Raw genomic sequence first — 14,734 nt, 5'->3', positions numbered from 1 at the left:
CGGACAGGCTTGCGTACCGCGTGTGCGTTTTTCGGATGAGGAGCGCCGTGCCAGGATCGGATGTGCCATGACTGCGACCACCGAGACCTCCCAAGCCGCTTCGGCCGGCGCCCCGGCAGCACGCGCCGCGGAATCCGAAGCCGTCGACCCCGCCCTGCACGAGACGGCGCGCGCCCTTCATGCCCCCGTCGTCGACTGGTTCGCCACACACGCCCGCGACCTCCCCTGGCGCCGCCCGGAGGCGGGCGCGTGGGGCGTCATGGTCAGCGAGTTCATGCTCCAGCAGACCCCCGTGAACCGCGTACTGCCGGTGTACGAGGAGTGGATGAAGCGCTGGCCGCGCCCCGCCGACCTGGCCGCCGAGGCGCCCGGCGAGGCCGTGCGCGCCTGGGGCCGCCTCGGCTATCCGCGGCGCGCCCTGCGGCTGCACGGGGCCGCCAAGGCCATAGCGGAACGGCACGGCGGCGAGGTGCCCGTCGAGCACGCGCAGTTGCTGGCGCTGCCGGGCGTGGGCGAGTACACGGCCGCCGCCGTCGTCTCCTTCGCGTACGGCAAACGGCACGCGGTGCTCGACACCAACGTGCGCCGCGTCTTCGCGCGCGCCGTCACCGGCCGCCAGTACCCGCCCAACGCGACGACCGCCGCCGAACGCAAGCTCGCCCGCGCGCTGTTGCCCGAGGACGACACGACGGCCTCCCGCTGGGCCGCGGCGACCATGGAACTGGGCGCGCTGGTGTGCACCGCACGCAGCCCCCAGTGCGCGCGCTGCCCGATCGCCGCGCGCTGCGCCTGGCAGCTGGCGGGCGCGCCCGAGCACCAGGGTCCCGCCCGGCGCACCCAGGCGTACGCCGGTACCGACCGGCAGGTGCGTGGCCGGCTGCTCGCCGTGCTGCGCGCCGCGAAGGAGCCGGTGGCGCAGGCCGATCTCGACCGCGTCTGGCACGAGCCGATCCAGCGCGCACGGGCGCTGGACGGGCTCGTCTCCGACGGGCTGGTCGAACCGCTGGACGGCAAGCGGTACCGCCTGCCGCTGAGCTGAGTCCGGCTGAGCACGAGCTCAGCCGGACTGGCTCGGCGGAGTGGTTCGGCGGGCTGGCTCGGCGCCGCTGGTGTGGCGGGACTGGATCAGCCGGGGTGCGCCGCCGGGCGGGCAGCCCGGCGGCGGCGGCCGGTGCCCGTCGCCCTCGCCGGACGACGGGCACCCGGGCAGGCCCGCTGACAGCGGACGCCGACCGCCGCTCCGTCCCGCTACGCCGATTCCTGCGGCTGCTGCGCTTCCTGCGCGGTGGCGCCCTTGAGGGGCACCTCCTTGATGAACCAGGCGGCGACGAAGGCGAGCGCCGCGATGCCCGCCGACATCAGGAAGACCACGTGGGTGCCGTCCGCGACGGCGTGCTCGTAGGCCATGCGGACCGCGTCGGGCAGCTTGGCGAGGGAGGCGGCGTCGAGCTGGGCGCCGCCCTCGGTGAGCTTCGCCGCTCCCCCACCGCCGGCACCACCGCCCGCGGCCGCGGCCTCCCGCATGGAGTCCTCGACCTGGCGGGTGAAGAGCGTGCCCATCAGGGCGACGCCGAAGGAGCCGCCGATGGTGCGGAAGAGCGTGGTCGTCGACGAGGCGACGCCCATGTCCTTGAGCTCCACGCTGTTCTGCGCGATGAGCATGGTCAACTGCATCAGGAAGCCCATGCCGGCGCCGAGCACCGCCATGTAGAGCCCGGAGGTCAGTCGGCTGGTGCCGGACTCCATCTGGGCGAGGAGGAAGAGGCCGACCGGTATCAGCGCGCCGCCGATGATCGGGTAGGCGCGGTACTTCCCCGTCTTCGTGGTGGCGCGGCCCGTGACGACGGAGACGACCATCATCGGGAGCAGCACGGGGAGCAGCAGCAGCCCGGAGTTGGTGGCCGAGGCCCCCTGGACGCTCTGCTGGAAGAGCGGCAGGAACGTCATCGAGCCGAACATCACGAAGCCGAGCAGGAACCCGATGAGGGTGACCAGCGAGAAGTTGCCGCTGCGGAAGACGCCCAGCGGCAGGATCGGCTCGGCGACCCGGCGCTCCACGAACGGGAAGGCGACCAGCGCGGCCACCGCGAGCGCCCCGATGCCGAGGATGGTGCCCGAGCCCCAGGCGTACTCGGTGCCGCCCCAGCTGGTGACCAGGACCGCGGCGGTGATGCCGGTGGTCAGCAGCGCGGCCCCGAGGTAGTCGATCCGTCCCTTGCTGCGCTTCTTGGGCAGGTGCAGCACGGTGGTGACCATCGCGAGCGCGACGGCGCCCAGCGGCAGGTTGATGTAGAAGGCCCAGCGCCAGCCGAGGTGGTCGGTGAGCGTGCCGCCGACGAGCGGGCCGCCGATCATGGCCAGCGACATCACCCCGGCCATCGTGCCCATGTACTTGCCGCGCTCACGGGGCGGGATCAGGTCGCCCATGATCGCCATGGCGCCGACCATCAGGCCGCCCGCGCCGAGCCCCTGGAGGGCGCGGAAGCCGATGAGCTGGCCCATCGTCTGGGCGGCGCCCGAGGTGACCGAGCCGGCGAGGAAGACGAGGATCGAGGTGAGGAAGACGCCCTTGCGCCCGTACATGTCGCCGAGCTTGCCCCACAGCGGGGTCGAGGCGGCGGTGGTGAGCGTGTAGGCGGTGACGACCCAGGAGAGGTGTTCGAGGCCGCCGAGCTCACCGACGATGGTGGGCATGGCGGTGCCCACGATCATGTTGTCCAGCATCGCCAGCAGGACGGCGATCATCAGCGAGAAGAGGACGACCCGGACGCTGCGCGGTTTGGGCCCGGCGGGCCCGGGGTCCGCATCCGCCGCCGTGGCGGTCTGCGCTCCCGCAGAGGGCTGCGCCGCCGTGGTGGTCTGCGCCGCGCCGGGGTCCGCCGAAGGGGCCGGTGCCGAGTCCGCCCGCTCGGTCAGTTCTCGGCCTCCGCCGGCGCCATCGTCCGCTCCGACGCCCTCACCCTCCCGTTTCGCTCGTTTCGTCGCCCCACTCGCAGCCATGCGCCGCCCCCTCGTTTGCCCGTGCTTTACTTGCCGCACGGCTAGTTCAGTACGATGGACAAGCTAGGTCCTCACTAGCCGGGCGTCAAGTAAGTTGTGAAGGGGTCGGCATGAGCAGGGGAAACACCCGTCAGCGCATTCAGGACGTCGCCCTGAAGCTGTTCGCCGAACGTGGCTACGAGAAGACCTCACTCAGAGAGATCGCCGAGCAGCTCGGCGTGACCAAGGCCGCGCTCTACTACCACTTCAAGACGAAGGAGGACCTGGTCACCAGCCTCTTTGAGGACCTGGTGCTCGGCCCGTGCGACGAGGTCATCGCCTGGGCGCGGGTACACCGCCCGACCACGCTGGAGGCCAAGCTCCAGATCCTCCGCCGCTACAGCGCGTGCATCGGCAACGCCACCCCGCTGGTGCGGTTCATGCACGAGAACCAGGCGACGCTGCGCGAGCTGTCCATCGGCGAGCAGATGAAGAAGCGGATCTTCACCCTCCTGGGGTTCCTCAAGGACCAGGACGCGGCCCTCACCGACCAGGTGCGCTGCACCTCAGCGCTGTTCACCATGCACTCGACGCTCTTCACCCTGGACAGCTCGGGCGCGGGCCCCGAGGACAAGCGCCGGGCGGCCCTGGAGGTCGCCGAGGAGCTGGTCACCGCCGCCCACCACGGCGACGGCGCCTGAATCATGCGCGAGCGCGCCGAAGGCCCCGGCACGGGGAGTGCCGGGGCCTGGCGTGGAGAGTCCGTCGGGGCGGGGTCGGCTCAGAAGTCGACGCCCACCGCGTGCATCGCGCTGACGGGGTCGACGGCGGTGCCGTAGTCGGGACCCTGGCGGACCTCGAAGTGCAGGTGCGGTCCTGAGGAGTTGCCCGTGTTGCCCGACTTGGCTATGGCCTGGCCGGTCTTGATCTGCTGACCCGGCTTGACGTCGATCTCGGAGAGGTGCGCGTACTGCGAGTACGCGCCGTTCTCGTGCCGGATGACGATGGCGTTGCCGTACGCGGGGCCGTCGCCTGCGCCGTTCGGGCCCGCCTTGACGACGGTGCCCTGGTGCACCGCCTTGACGGGGGTGCCGATGTCCACGGCGAAGTCCTGGCCCGAGTGGTTGTGCGCCCAGCGGCCGCCTGCCTTGCCGAAGGTGGCGCTCAGCTCGTACTTGCCCGAGACGGGCTTGACCCAGGACAGCTGGAGACGTTCGGCGTCCCTGGCGGCCTTCTCGGCGGCGTGCTTCTTCGCCTCGGCGGCGCGCTGCTCGCTCTTCTTCGCCGCCTCGGCGGCCTTGCGGTGCGCGTCGGCCTGGGCGCGGGTGGACTCGGCGAGCTGGTTGGCCGTGCCGAGCGCGAAGAGGTCGGTGTGGGCGGCGCCGGTCTCGGCCTTCCCGGCCGCGGACGCGGTGCCGGCCCCCAGGGCCATCGACGCGCCGAGCCCGGCGACGAGGGACGCCGAGACGACAGCGGCGCGATTGGTGGTCCTGAACTTCCGCATGCGGGTGCTACCTCCGTGAGGGGGTTCGTGAAGTGCGCCCGAACCCGGACGCGCCCCCTTGGTAACCCGCCAGAAAAAGGACATCAAGGACCGTTATTACTAAACGCCCCCGTAGTAGCACGAGAGACGCACGCCACTCGGCGCTCCGGCGCCGGGCCCCGCCCCGCCCCCCGCGCCCGCCGGCGCGCCGCCCTCTCCTAAGCGGCCTCGTAGACTCCGGGCCGCCTGTGCCCCACCTCACGGGCGCGGCCCGTTCCCGGCCCCTCGGATGTGGCCCCGCCCACAGGGCCGCGCGCACGGCACGCACGACCGGCCAACCCTGGCGCGAACGCAGGGTGACCGCTGCCACACGGACGGCCTACGCTGGTGGGGGACCCGACCGCCACCAGCCCGCACGCGCCCGCCACCCCGCCCCCGTCCCCGGGAGCCCGCTCACATGGACCCTGCCGTCCGGCTCGCCTCCGCCGTCGCCGACCCCCTCGTCAGCCAGTTCCTGCTCCCCGTGGAGGCCACGCCGGACAAGGCGCAGGCCGAGGGGGAGTTGCTGGCGCGGCTCGTCTCCTTCCGAGGGGAGGCGCCGCCGCTGAGCTACGCGTCGCTGCTCTCCCTCGCCGAGGAGCTGGTGAGTCTGACGGCGCCCGCCCACCGGCTGCCGGCCAGGGACGAGACGCCGGTCGCCGCGGTGCTCTCGCGCATGTTGTGGATCATCGGCGAGCTGGACGTCACGGACGTGCAGGCGGTACGGCTGGGGCCGCAGGACTACGCGCGCCGGCTGCGCTCCGCGGTGCCGGGCGCCGACCGGGAGCTGAACCCGGACGCCGCCTGGTTCCACGACCGGCTGCTGGTCACCGTCTGCCTCCACCTGCTGCACCACCTGATCCGCCGCTCCCCCGTCCTCGCCGAACACATGCCTGAACGCGCACACCGGATACGCCAGTTGATCGACCTCAACGATGTCGAAGCCGTACGCGGCCGCCCCGAGCCGTCCGCCGCCGACGCCGAGTTCGAGGTCAGGTACGCCCGCTCCGTCGCCGAGGAGCACAACCGGGTCACCATCCACGGCATCGACCTGCCCAACCCGAACACCCCCGACAGCTGGTCGCTGGACGCCACCTACCTCTCCCTCAGCGCCGAGTTCGACAACCCCGAGCGGCGGGCCGAGATGAACGGCGAGGACAGCGGCGAGCCCGTACTCCCCGCCGACAGGGCGCTGGGCGGACACGAAAGAGTTCTGCTGCGCGGCGTGGCCGGCTCCGGCAAGACGACGCTGGTGCAGTGGCTCGCCGTCGCCACGGCACGGGACGCGCTGCCGGCCGAACTCGCCTCGCTCCGCGGCCGGATACCGCTCGTCCTGCCCGTACGCCGCTTCGCCCGCGAGGGATTCCCCTCCCCCGACGACTTCCTGCACGCCGTGCGCCACCCGCTCGCCGACGAGGCACCCGACGGCTGGGCGGCACGCGTACTGACCGAGGAACGGGGGCTGCTGCTGGTCGACGGCATCGACGAGGCCCCCGAGTCCGAACGCGCCGCACTCCGCGACCAACTGCGCCGCCTCATGCGGATCTACTCGGGCAACTTCTGCCTCGTCACCGCCCGCCCCTCGTCCGTGGAGGCGAACTGGCTGGCCGACGAGGGCTTCGACGAGCTGAGACTCGCACCGATGAGCCGGGACCAGGTCGCCACCTTCATCACCGCCTGGCACGCGGCCGCCGCCGACGACGAGGGCAAGGACCACCACCTGCTGGCCGAGTACCGCGACCGGCTGCTGGCCTCCATCCCCCTCTACCGCGAACTGCGCGGACTGGCCACCAACCCGCTGATGTGCGGACTGATCTGCGCCCTCAACCGCGACCGCTCGGGCTCCCTGCCGCACGGCCGCAAGGAGCTGTACGAAGCGGCGATGGAGATGCTGCTCCAGCGGCGCGACCCCGAACGCCGGGTGCTGTACGCCGACGCCGTCAAACTGCGGCGCGGCGCCCGCGAGCGGCTGCTGCGCAAACTCGCCTTCCGGATGCTGGTCGAGCGGCGCGCCGAGATGCCCCTGGACGAAGCGCTCGAGGAGATCTCCCGCAACCTGCCGGCCATCCCCTCCACGGCGGGCCAGGGCCGCCCCGAGGACATCTTCAACCACCTGCTGCTGCGCACCGGGCTGCTCCGCGAGCAGCCCGACCGCTCGGTGGAGTTCGTCCACCGCACCGTGCAGGACTACCTCGCCGCCAAGGAAGCCGTCGAACAGGGCGCCTTCGACCTGCTCCTCGACCACGCCCACGAGACCGAGTGGGAAGAGGTCATCCGCATGGCCGTCGCCCACGCCCGCCCGGCGGAGTGCGCGCGGCTCCTCGGCGGCCTGCTGGCGCCAGGACGCAAGGGCATGCAGCGCAACCGGCGCCGCCTGCTGGCGGCGGCCTGCCTCGAACACGTCACCGAACTGGACCCCGACACGCACGCCCGCATCCGGCGCGAGACCCGCAACATGGTGCGCCCCACCACCGTGGAAGCCGCCCGCAGCCTCGGCTGGGTGGGCCCCATAGTCCTGGAGATGCTCCCCGACCCCGCCCACGTCACCGACCGCGAGGCCCACCGGCTCGCCGTCACCGTCACCCGGATCAACGACGACGCCGCCGTCCACTACCTCGCCCAGCTCCGCAACCGGGCCTCCCTCCAGCTGCGGGCCGAGCTCGCGCGAGGGTGGCACAACTTCGACACCGACCGGTACGCGGACGAGATCATCGGGCACCTCGACCCCGAGGGCCTGTACTACCCCGTCTCCGACCGGTACGAGCTGGCCGCGCTGCGGAAACTCGGCGGCAGGGCCCGCGTGCAGATCGTCGGGCCCTTCACGCCCGACGAGCTGCTGGAGGGGCTCGTGCGCGAGCAGCTGACCCACCTGTGGCTCGCCTACGACCTCGGCGTCCCCATGGGGTGGCTCGCCGCCTTCCCCCAGCTGACGACCCTGCGGGTCAACCCGCGGCTGCCGCGCGTCAGCGGCGTACCCGAGGGCATCCGCATCATGTCCTAGCCCGCAGCGGAAGCGGGGAGCGCACGCGAGCGGGGCCGGCCATCTCTGGCCGGCCCCGCTCGGTGGTGCGGTGGAGGCTTACGCCTCCTTGCTCAGGTTCGGGCCACCGCCCGCGGCGGACTCCACCGGAGGAGCGTCCGGCAGCGCCGACTTCTCCTCACCGCGGAAGGTGAAGGTCTTCGCCTCGCCCTCCCCCTCGGTGTCGACGACCACGATGTGCCCGGGACGCAGCTCCCCGAAGAGGATCTTCTCCGAGAGGATGTCCTCCACCTCGCGCTGGATGGTCCGGCGCAGCGGCCGGGCACCCATCACCGGGTCGTAGCCCTTCTTGGCCAGCAGCTCCTTGGCGTCCTGGCTGAGCTCGATGCCCATGTCGCGGTCCTTCAGCCGCTCGTCGACCTGCTGGATCATCAGGTCCACGATGCGGATGATGTCCTCCTGCGTGAGCTGGTGGAAGACCACCGTGTCGTCCACGCGGTTGAGGAACTCGGGGCGGAAGTGCTGCTTGAGCTCGTCGTTGACCTTGGCCTTCATCCGGTCGTACCCCGCGCGGACGTCACCCTGGCCGGCGAAGCCGAGGTTGAAGCCCTTGGAGATGTCCCGGGTGCCCAGGTTGGTCGTCATGATGATGACGGTGTTCTTGAAGTCCACGACCCGGCCCTGCGAGTCGGTCAGGCGACCGTCCTCCAGGATCTGCAACAGCGAGTTGAAGATGTCCGGGTGGGCCTTCTCGACCTCGTCGAACAGGACGACGGAGAACGGCTTGCGGCGCACCTTCTCGGTGAGCTGACCGCCCTCCTCGTACCCGACGTAGCCGGGCGGGGAGCCGAACAGCCGCGAGACGGTGTGCTTCTCGCCGAACTCCGACATGTCGAGGGAGATCAGCGCGTCCTCGTCGCCGAACAGGAACTCCGCCAGCGTCTTGGACAGCTCCGTCTTACCGACGCCGGACGGGCCGGCGAAGATGAACGAGCCACCGGGACGCTTGGGGTCCTTCAGACCCGCACGGGTGCGCCGGATCGCCTGGGAGAGCGCCTTGATGGCGTCCTCCTGGCCGATGACGCGCTTGTGCAGCTCGTCCTCCATGCGCAGGAGCCTGCTGGACTCCTCCTCGGTGAGCCGCATGACCGGCACGCCCGTGGAGGCGGCCAGGACCTCGGCGATCAGGTCCTCGTCGACCTCGGCGACGACGTCCATGTCGCCGGCCTTCCACTCCTTCTCCCGCTTGGCCTTCTCCGCCAGCAGCTGCTTCTCCGTGTCCCGGAGGGAGGCGGCCTTCTCGAAGTCCTGCGAGTCGATCGCGGACTCCTTGTCCCGGCGCACGTTCGCGATCTTCTCGTCGAACTCGCGCAGGTCCGGCGGGGCCGTCATCCGGCGGATACGCATGCGGGAGCCGGCCTCGTCGATCAGGTCGATGGCCTTGTCCGGCAGGTAGCGGTCCGAGATGTAGCGGTCGGCGAGCGTGGCCGCGCCGACCAGGGCCGCGTCGGTGATGGAGACGCGGTGGTGCGCCTCGTACCTGTCGCGCAGGCCCTTGAGGATCTCGATGGTGTGCGGCAGCGAGGGCTCCGCCACCTGGATGGGCTGGAAGCGGCGCTCCAGGGCCGCGTCCTTCTCCAGGTACTTGCGGTACTCGTCCAGCGTCGTGGCACCGATGGTCTGCAGCTCGCCGCGGGCCAGCATCGGCTTGAGGATGCTGGCGGCGTCGATGGCGCCCTCGGCGGCGCCCGCACCGACCAGGGTGTGCAGCTCGTCGATGAACAGGATGATGTCGCCGCGGGTGCGGATCTCCTTGAGCACCTTCTTCAGGCGCTCCTCGAAGTCACCGCGGTAGCGGGAGCCCGCGACCAGCGCGCCCAGGTCCAGGGTGTAGAGGTGCTTCTCCTTGAGGGTCTCGGGCACCTCGCCCTTGACGATGGCCTGCGCCAGCCCCTCGACGACGGCGGTCTTGCCGACGCCGGGCTCGCCGATCAGCACCGGGTTGTTCTTGGTGCGGCGGGACAGGACCTGCATGACCCGCTCGATCTCCTTCTCGCGCCCGATGACCGGGTCGAGCTTGGACTCGCGGGCGGCCTGCGTCAGATTGCGGCCGAACTGGTCCAGAACGAGCGAGGTGGACGGCGTGCCCTCGGCGGGTCCGCCGGCCGTGGCGGCTTCCTTGCCACCGGAGTAACCGGACAGGAGCTGGATGACCTGCTGGCGGACCCGGTTCAGGTCGGCGCCCAGCTTCACGAGGACCTGGGCGGCGACGCCCTCGCCCTCGCGGATCAGGCCCAGCAGGATGTGCTCCGTGCCGATGTAGTTGTGGCCGAGCTGAAGGGCTTCGCGGAGCGACAGCTCCAGCACCTTCTTGGCACGGGGAGTGAAGGGGATGTGGCCGGAGGGCGCCTGCTGGCCCTGGCCGATGATCTCCTCCACCTGCTGCCGGACAGCCTCAAGCGAGATCCCGAGGCTCTCCAGTGCCTTAGCGGCGACACCTTCACCTTCGTGGATCAGGCCCAGAAGGATGTGCTCGGTGCCGATGTAGTTGTGGTTGAGCATCCGGGCTTCTTCCTGAGCCAGGACGACAACCCGCCGCGCGCGGTCGGTGAACCTCTCGAACATCGTTAATCGCTCCTCAGAGCGGTCAGGCAGTGAGGGGACGCTCCCCTCGCTGTCCTTCCGCAGCTTAGTCCCGCAACGGGGGACCGCTCATTCCAACTGCCGACTGCTGGCCGGTCGATCCGGTCGATCATGCGCCTCCTGCCCCGGACAGCCGACAACAGTTCCAACCCGATGGTGCGAGACGATGTTCCCGCAGGCCAGGCGTATTCACCTGGATCCACTACGCCGACGGCGAACGCCCTCTTCCCGACGCGTCCGCACACGACGAGGCACGCGCCTCAGCACCCCCGTTCCGCCCTGCGCCACCTGGGCTTTAAGGCTCCTGAAGCCTTCTTACCCGCTCGGTGTGACAATCCATGCGGCGTCGCCCGTATACGGTCGCCCACATCCGCTCAGGGCGAACACCGGGACACGGATGCGCGTCAGTACCTACAGGGCGCGCACACCCTGGGTGAGCACCGTCGACGTTGCGTGATCGCCGCGACTGTCCCGGAGCGGGTCACCCCGGCCTCCGTCCCGCTCGGCGGCGTCCGCCACGGGACGCCCGCACTGCGGCTCGGGCCGCCGGCGGGAACCGCGCGGGGCGCACCAGGGCCCTCGGGAGGCCCGCGCGGGGCCTCCCGCACCGGAAAACGGCCCTCGGGAGCGGGCCGGACAACTGATCAACCGGAATGACTCAGCCGTTGGCCTTCTCGTACGCCTCACGAATGCTGGCGGGAACACGGCCGCGGTCATTGACCTCGTAACCCTGCTCCTTGGCCCACGCGCGGATCTTCGCCGTGTCCTGACCCGCACCCGAAGCCGATCCTGAGCGGCCGCCCTTTCCGCGCGCGGAACGGCCACCGGTACGCCGCCCGTTCTTCAGATAGGGCTCCAGAGCGGAACGGAGCTTGTCCGCATTAGCGGTGGTGAGATCGATCTCGTACGACTTACCGTCCAGCGCGAACGTCACCGTCTCGTCCGCCTCGCCGCCGTCGAGGTCGTCGACAAGAAGAACCTGAACCTTCTGTGCCACCTGTTGCTCCCATTCGTACTGGATAACTGATTACAGATACCGACGTGGAAAGCAAACCGCTTTTGCGGGAGAAACACAAACCCTGTGCTGAGTTTGCCCGGCACCGCACGGGGATTGGCGGGACCTTTCGGACATAGTGGAGGACGGTCGGGCGCCACCGTTCACAGACGCAGCAGCATGCGGCTGTTGCCCAGGGTGTTGGGCTTCACTCGTTCGAGCCCCAGGAACTCGGCCACGCCCTCGTCAGAGGAGCGCAGCAGCTCGCTGTAGACGTCCCCGTCCACAGGCGTCTGACCGATCTCCGTGAAGCCGTGCCGGGAGAAGAAGTCCACTTCGAAGGTCAGACAGAAAATGCGCCGCACCCCCAGCCAGCGCGCGGTGTGCAGTAGCTTCTCCAGCAGCAGATGGCCCACGCCCGTTCCCCGCTGGGAACGGTCGACGGCCAGCGTCCTGACCTCAGCGAGGTCTTCCCACATCACGTGCAACGCGCCGCAGCCGACGACTTCCGCGTCGGCATCCCGTTCCGCGACCCAGAACTCCTGGATGTCCTCGTAAAGCGTCACGGTGGCTTTGTCGAGCAGGATGCGATCGCGCGAGTAGGTGTCGATCAGGCTGCGCACCGCCGGGACGTCGACCGTGCGAGCCCTGCGGATCGTGACCTGGGATAGCGGTGCGTGTTCTGCCATGAACGGACGCTATCGGTCGTCATCCGGGCCCTCACCGCCGGGGGGATCGAGATGCACCCCGTTCAGATGTACGACGCGCAAGGCGGCGCGCAGCACATCGACCTGTTCCGGCGACATCATCCCGAAGAAGTCGACGAGCGCGGCGGCCGGGTTGTCACTGGCCGACCACGCTTCGTTCATGAGAGCCGCGGAGTATGCGGCCCGAGTGGAGACCGCCGCATATCGATAGGCGCGGCCTTCTTGCTCCCGCCTCAGCCAGCCCTTCTGGCGCAGGTTGTCCATTACGGTCATCACCGTCGTGTACGCGACGGTGCGTTCCTTCTGGAGATCCTCGAGGACTTCCCGCACGGTGACCGGGCGGTTCCAGCGCCATACCCGGGTCATCACGGCGTCTTCCAGCTCTCCCAATGGCCTCGGCACGGAAGAATAATAGTGGAAAATGTCCGAATCGCTGGAATTACCCGGAAGGCGGGCAGTCGGCGCTGTCGGAGTGAGCGGTCGCTGAGCGGCTGCTCAGCGGCTACCCAGCAGCCGCTCAGCTGCCGTTCAGTTGCCGGACTCGCTCCGGCCCGCCTCGGCACGGGAGAGGGCGGCGTCGACGACACCGTCCTCCTTCGCCTTGTTCGCCCCACCCTGGCTCTTGATCATGACGACGATGAGCGCGGTGAAGGCCACCGCCATCACGAGCGGCGGGGTGAGCGCGGCAAGGTAATCCATGACGTGAGCCTCCTCGACGAACCAGACCCCCAGCGTACGCCGCCGCCCTCACCCGGCGGGACGCACCACCCGCTCGGTGCGGCCCCGCCCCCGGGCCGGAGGGCGGGGCGCGAGGCGCGAGACGCGAGGCGCGAGGCGCGAGGCGGGGTCAGGCCGGAATCGAGCGCGGGCGTCCGTCGCGCGAGTGGGACGGGCGCGCATGCCGGGACTCGGCCTCGTCCTGGTCCTGGTCCTGGTCCTGGTCCTGGCCCTCCCGCTCGGGAGAGGGGTCCTGCGACGGGGTCCGACGGCGGGGCGGGAAGACCTCGGCGGGCGTGGGGACGGGACGGGACGGCGGGGCGGGCTCCGGAGACCCGGGCCGCTCGGCGGGGCCGGGCTTCGCCGGACCGGGAGAGGGCTCCCCCTCCCGCTCGCCGTTCCCCTCCGACCCGGAGGCGACCTCGGAGCGCGCGGCGGCTCTTGCTCCTGAGCCGGGGCCGGCCTGGGCCACGGAGCCCCGCCCGGGCGCGGCGGCAGCACCCGCCTCGGGAGTGCTGCCGGGTGCGGAGGCGCCGCCGGGCGCGGCGGCTGTGCCCGGGGACGCCGTGGCGGGGCCAGGGATCGGACCGGGGGTAGGGGTGGGGCCGGGTGCCGTGGACGGGCCGGGTGTGGTGGACGGACGGGGCAGACGCGTGGGCCCGTGCGGGGCGGGAAGGGAGAGAGGCGCGGAGCGGGCGGGAGGCACCTGGGGGCCGCGCTCGGCGCACGTGCCACCGCCCGGCCCCACGTCGTCGCCCGACTCCCCACCGACGGCTGCTCGCGAACCGACGGCCGCGCCCCCGCCGGCAGCCGACCCCGGGCCGGCGGTCGGCCGCACGTCGGCGGTCGGCCGCACGTCGGCGGTCGGCCGCACGTCGGCGGTCGGTCGCGCGTCGGCACTCGGCCGTGCGTCGGCGGCCGCGCCCCCACCGGGGGTCGACCCCGGGCCGGCAGTCGGCCCCATGCCAGCGGCCGGCCGCACGTCGGCGGCCGGTTCCCCACCGGGGGTCGGTCCCGTGCCGACGACCGCATCCTCACCGCCGGTCGGTCCCGCGCCGACAGACGGCCGCACGTCAGTGGCCGCACCCCCACCGGCAGTCGGCCACGCGCCTACTGTCGGCCGCGTGTCGACAGACGGCCGCGCGTCGGCGGCCGCATCCCCACCGGGGGTCGGTCCCGTGCCGGCGGGCGGCCGCATGTCGGCAATCGGTTGCGCGTCGCCGGCCGGCTCCTCCCCGGAAGCCGGCCGGGTGCCGGGGGTCGGTCCCGTGCCGACGACCGCATCCTCACCGCCGGTCGGCCCCGCGCCGGCAGTCGGCCGCGCGTGGGCGGTCGGCCGCGCGTGGGCGGTCGGCCGTGCGAGGGCGGCCGGTCGCGCGTCGGCAATCGGCCGCGCGTCGGCGGCCGGTTCCCCACCGGCGGTCGGCCCCGTGCCGACGACCACGTCCCCGTCGGCGGTCGCTCCCGCGCCGACAGACGGCCGCACGTCGGCGACCGGCCGCACGTCGGTGGCCGCATCCCCACCGACAGACGGCCCCGCGCCAGCGGTCGGCCCCGCGCCAGCGGTCGGCTCACCACCGGAAGCCGGCCCGGCACCGGAAGCCGGCCCGGCGCCGGAAGCCGGCCCGGTGCCGGCGGCCGGCCCGATGGCGGCGGCCGGCTCCGTATCGGCGGGTCGGCGGCCCCGCGGGACGTATGCGGTGGCGAGCGTCTCGGCGCGGTGGAGGAGCCGGCTCCGGCGGGCCGACTCGTCGGCCCCCGCCCGCTGGGCGCACAGCCCGCGGAGGGCGGCCAGGTCGTCCCGGCTGGGCCGGTGGCCCGAGGCGAGGGCTGTCTCCAGTTGGTCGAGGTAGCCGGCGGCGGCGCCGGGCAGGGCCCGGCGGTAGCGGGCGAGGTCGGCCCGCAGGAAGGAGCGCAGCCTGCTGCCCTCGCGGACGGCTTCGTCCACGGCCTGGGCGAGCCGCAGGTACGCGCGGGCGTCCTCGGGCGCGGGTGTGGACTTGAGGGCGGTGGCGAGGGCGCCGCCGAGCACGCGCAGCTCGTCGGCGCTGAACGCCACGCCGCCTCGGGAACCGTAGGGCGTGGGCATGGGGAGACGATAGGCGCCCTATGCCCTAAATGTGCTTATCGCCCGATTTCTGGGCGTGGCGCCCGCGGCTGGGGAGGCGCGTGCCGCCCGCGGCCGGGGCGGC

11 protein-coding genes are annotated in these 14,734 nt (G+C 71.9%); 3 read left to right on the top strand and 8 right to left on the bottom strand.

Annotated elements, in window-relative coordinates; translation table 11 throughout:
* Nucleotides 1–67 precede the first annotated feature (67 nt).
* Complete coding sequence (locus MMF93_RS18695; protein ID WP_242753062.1) at nt 68–1,039, top strand: HhH-GPD family protein; 972 nt, start codon at nt 68–70, stop codon at nt 1,037–1,039.
* 209 nt (nt 1,040–1,248) lie between these two features.
* Here the strand turns inward: MMF93_RS18695 and MMF93_RS18690 are convergent, their stop codons facing one another.
* Entirely contained in the window at nt 1,249–3,000 is a 1,752-nt protein-coding gene (locus MMF93_RS18690) for an MDR family MFS transporter (protein ID WP_242753054.1), read from the bottom strand.
* A gap of 110 nt (nt 3,001–3,110) precedes the next feature.
* Here MMF93_RS18690 and MMF93_RS18685 point away from each other — a divergent pair, with 110 nt between their 5' ends.
* The gene (locus tag MMF93_RS18685) at nt 3,111–3,680 is read left to right on the top strand and encodes a TetR/AcrR family transcriptional regulator (protein WP_242753052.1); all 570 of its coding nucleotides are present in this window, start codon (nt 3,111–3,113) and stop codon (nt 3,678–3,680) included.
* Between the two features lie 80 nt (nt 3,681–3,760).
* On the opposite strand, the gene MMF93_RS18680 is transcribed toward MMF93_RS18685, so the two are convergent.
* The gene (locus MMF93_RS18680) at nt 3,761–4,483 is read right to left on the bottom strand and encodes a M23 family metallopeptidase (protein WP_242753050.1); all 723 of its coding nucleotides are present in this window, start codon (nt 4,481–4,483) and stop codon (nt 3,761–3,763) included.
* Nucleotides 4,484–4,919: 436 nt separating this feature from the next.
* On the opposite strand from MMF93_RS18680, the gene MMF93_RS18675 reads away from it, so the two are divergent.
* The gene (locus MMF93_RS18675) at nt 4,920–7,502 is read left to right on the top strand and encodes an NACHT domain-containing protein (protein ID WP_242753048.1); all 2,583 of its coding nucleotides are present in this window, start codon (nt 4,920–4,922) and stop codon (nt 7,500–7,502) included.
* A 78-nt stretch (nt 7,503–7,580) separates the two neighbouring features.
* Here MMF93_RS18675 and MMF93_RS18670 read toward each other — a convergent pair whose 3' ends face one another.
* The 6 genes from MMF93_RS18670 to MMF93_RS18645 all read right to left on the bottom strand — a co-directional run bounded on the left by MMF93_RS18670 (nt 7,581) and on the right by MMF93_RS18645 (nt 14,631).
* Nucleotides 7,581–10,106 (bottom strand): ATP-dependent Clp protease ATP-binding subunit, encoded by a 2,526-nt coding sequence (locus MMF93_RS18670; protein WP_114022015.1) that lies wholly within the window; start codon nt 10,104–10,106, stop codon nt 7,581–7,583.
* A gap of 676 nt (nt 10,107–10,782) precedes the next feature.
* Nucleotides 10,783–11,121 carry a histone-like nucleoid-structuring protein Lsr2 gene (locus tag MMF93_RS18665; RefSeq protein WP_242753046.1) on the bottom strand — a complete coding sequence of 113 codons (339 nt, stop codon included), beginning with the start codon at nt 11,119–11,121 and terminating at the stop codon, nt 10,783–10,785.
* Nucleotides 11,122–11,282: 161 nt separating this feature from the next.
* A complete protein-coding gene (locus MMF93_RS18660) occupies nt 11,283–11,807 on the bottom strand; it encodes an amino-acid N-acetyltransferase (RefSeq protein WP_242753045.1) in 525 nt (174 codons plus the stop codon).
* 9 nt (nt 11,808–11,816) lie between these two features.
* Nucleotides 11,817–12,227, bottom strand: a complete 411-nt coding sequence (locus MMF93_RS18655) for a BlaI/MecI/CopY family transcriptional regulator (RefSeq protein WP_242753044.1) — start codon at nt 12,225–12,227, stop codon at nt 11,817–11,819.
* A gap of 126 nt (nt 12,228–12,353) precedes the next feature.
* On the bottom strand, nt 12,354–12,524 hold the full coding sequence (locus tag MMF93_RS18650; RefSeq protein ID WP_242753043.1) for a hypothetical protein: 171 nt from the start codon (nt 12,522–12,524) through the stop codon (nt 12,354–12,356).
* 148 nt (nt 12,525–12,672) lie between these two features.
* Nucleotides 12,673–14,631, bottom strand: a complete 1,959-nt coding sequence (locus MMF93_RS18645; RefSeq protein WP_242753042.1) for a hypothetical protein — start codon at nt 14,629–14,631, stop codon at nt 12,673–12,675.
* Nucleotides 14,632–14,734: the final 103 nt, after the last annotated feature.

Origin of the sequence: Streptomyces tubbatahanensis (assembly GCF_022699385.1) — a bacterium.
GTDB lineage: Bacteria > Actinomycetota > Actinomycetes > Streptomycetales > Streptomycetaceae > Streptomyces > Streptomyces diacarni.
This window is presented reverse-complemented; position numbering and strand designations above follow the sequence as displayed.

Bases quoted from the DNA above. Each gene is read 5' to 3' on its own strand.
- MMF93_RS18670 (WP_114022015.1), bottom strand. From the start codon at position 10,106: ATGTTCGAGAGGTTCACCGACCGCGCGCGGCGGGTTGTCGTCCTGGCT.
- MMF93_RS18650 (WP_242753043.1), bottom strand. From the start codon at position 12,524: ATGGATTACCTTGCCGCGCTCACCCCGCCGCTCGTGATGGCGGTGGCC.
- MMF93_RS18680 (WP_242753050.1), bottom strand. From the start codon at position 4,483: ATGCGGAAGTTCAGGACCACCAATCGCGCCGCTGTCGTCTCGGCGTCC.
- MMF93_RS18675 (WP_242753048.1), top strand. From the start codon at position 4,920: ATGGACCCTGCCGTCCGGCTCGCCTCCGCCGTCGCCGACCCCCTCGTC.
- MMF93_RS18690 (WP_242753054.1), bottom strand. From the start codon at position 3,000: ATGGCTGCGAGTGGGGCGACGAAACGAGCGAAACGGGAGGGTGAGGGC.
- MMF93_RS18685 (WP_242753052.1), top strand. From the start codon at position 3,111: ATGAGCAGGGGAAACACCCGTCAGCGCATTCAGGACGTCGCCCTGAAG.
- MMF93_RS18645 (WP_242753042.1), bottom strand. From the start codon at position 14,631: ATGCCCACGCCCTACGGTTCCCGAGGCGGCGTGGCGTTCAGCGCCGAC.
- MMF93_RS18660 (WP_242753045.1), bottom strand. From the start codon at position 11,807: ATGGCAGAACACGCACCGCTATCCCAGGTCACGATCCGCAGGGCTCGC.
- MMF93_RS18695 (WP_242753062.1), top strand. From the start codon at position 68: ATGACTGCGACCACCGAGACCTCCCAAGCCGCTTCGGCCGGCGCCCCG.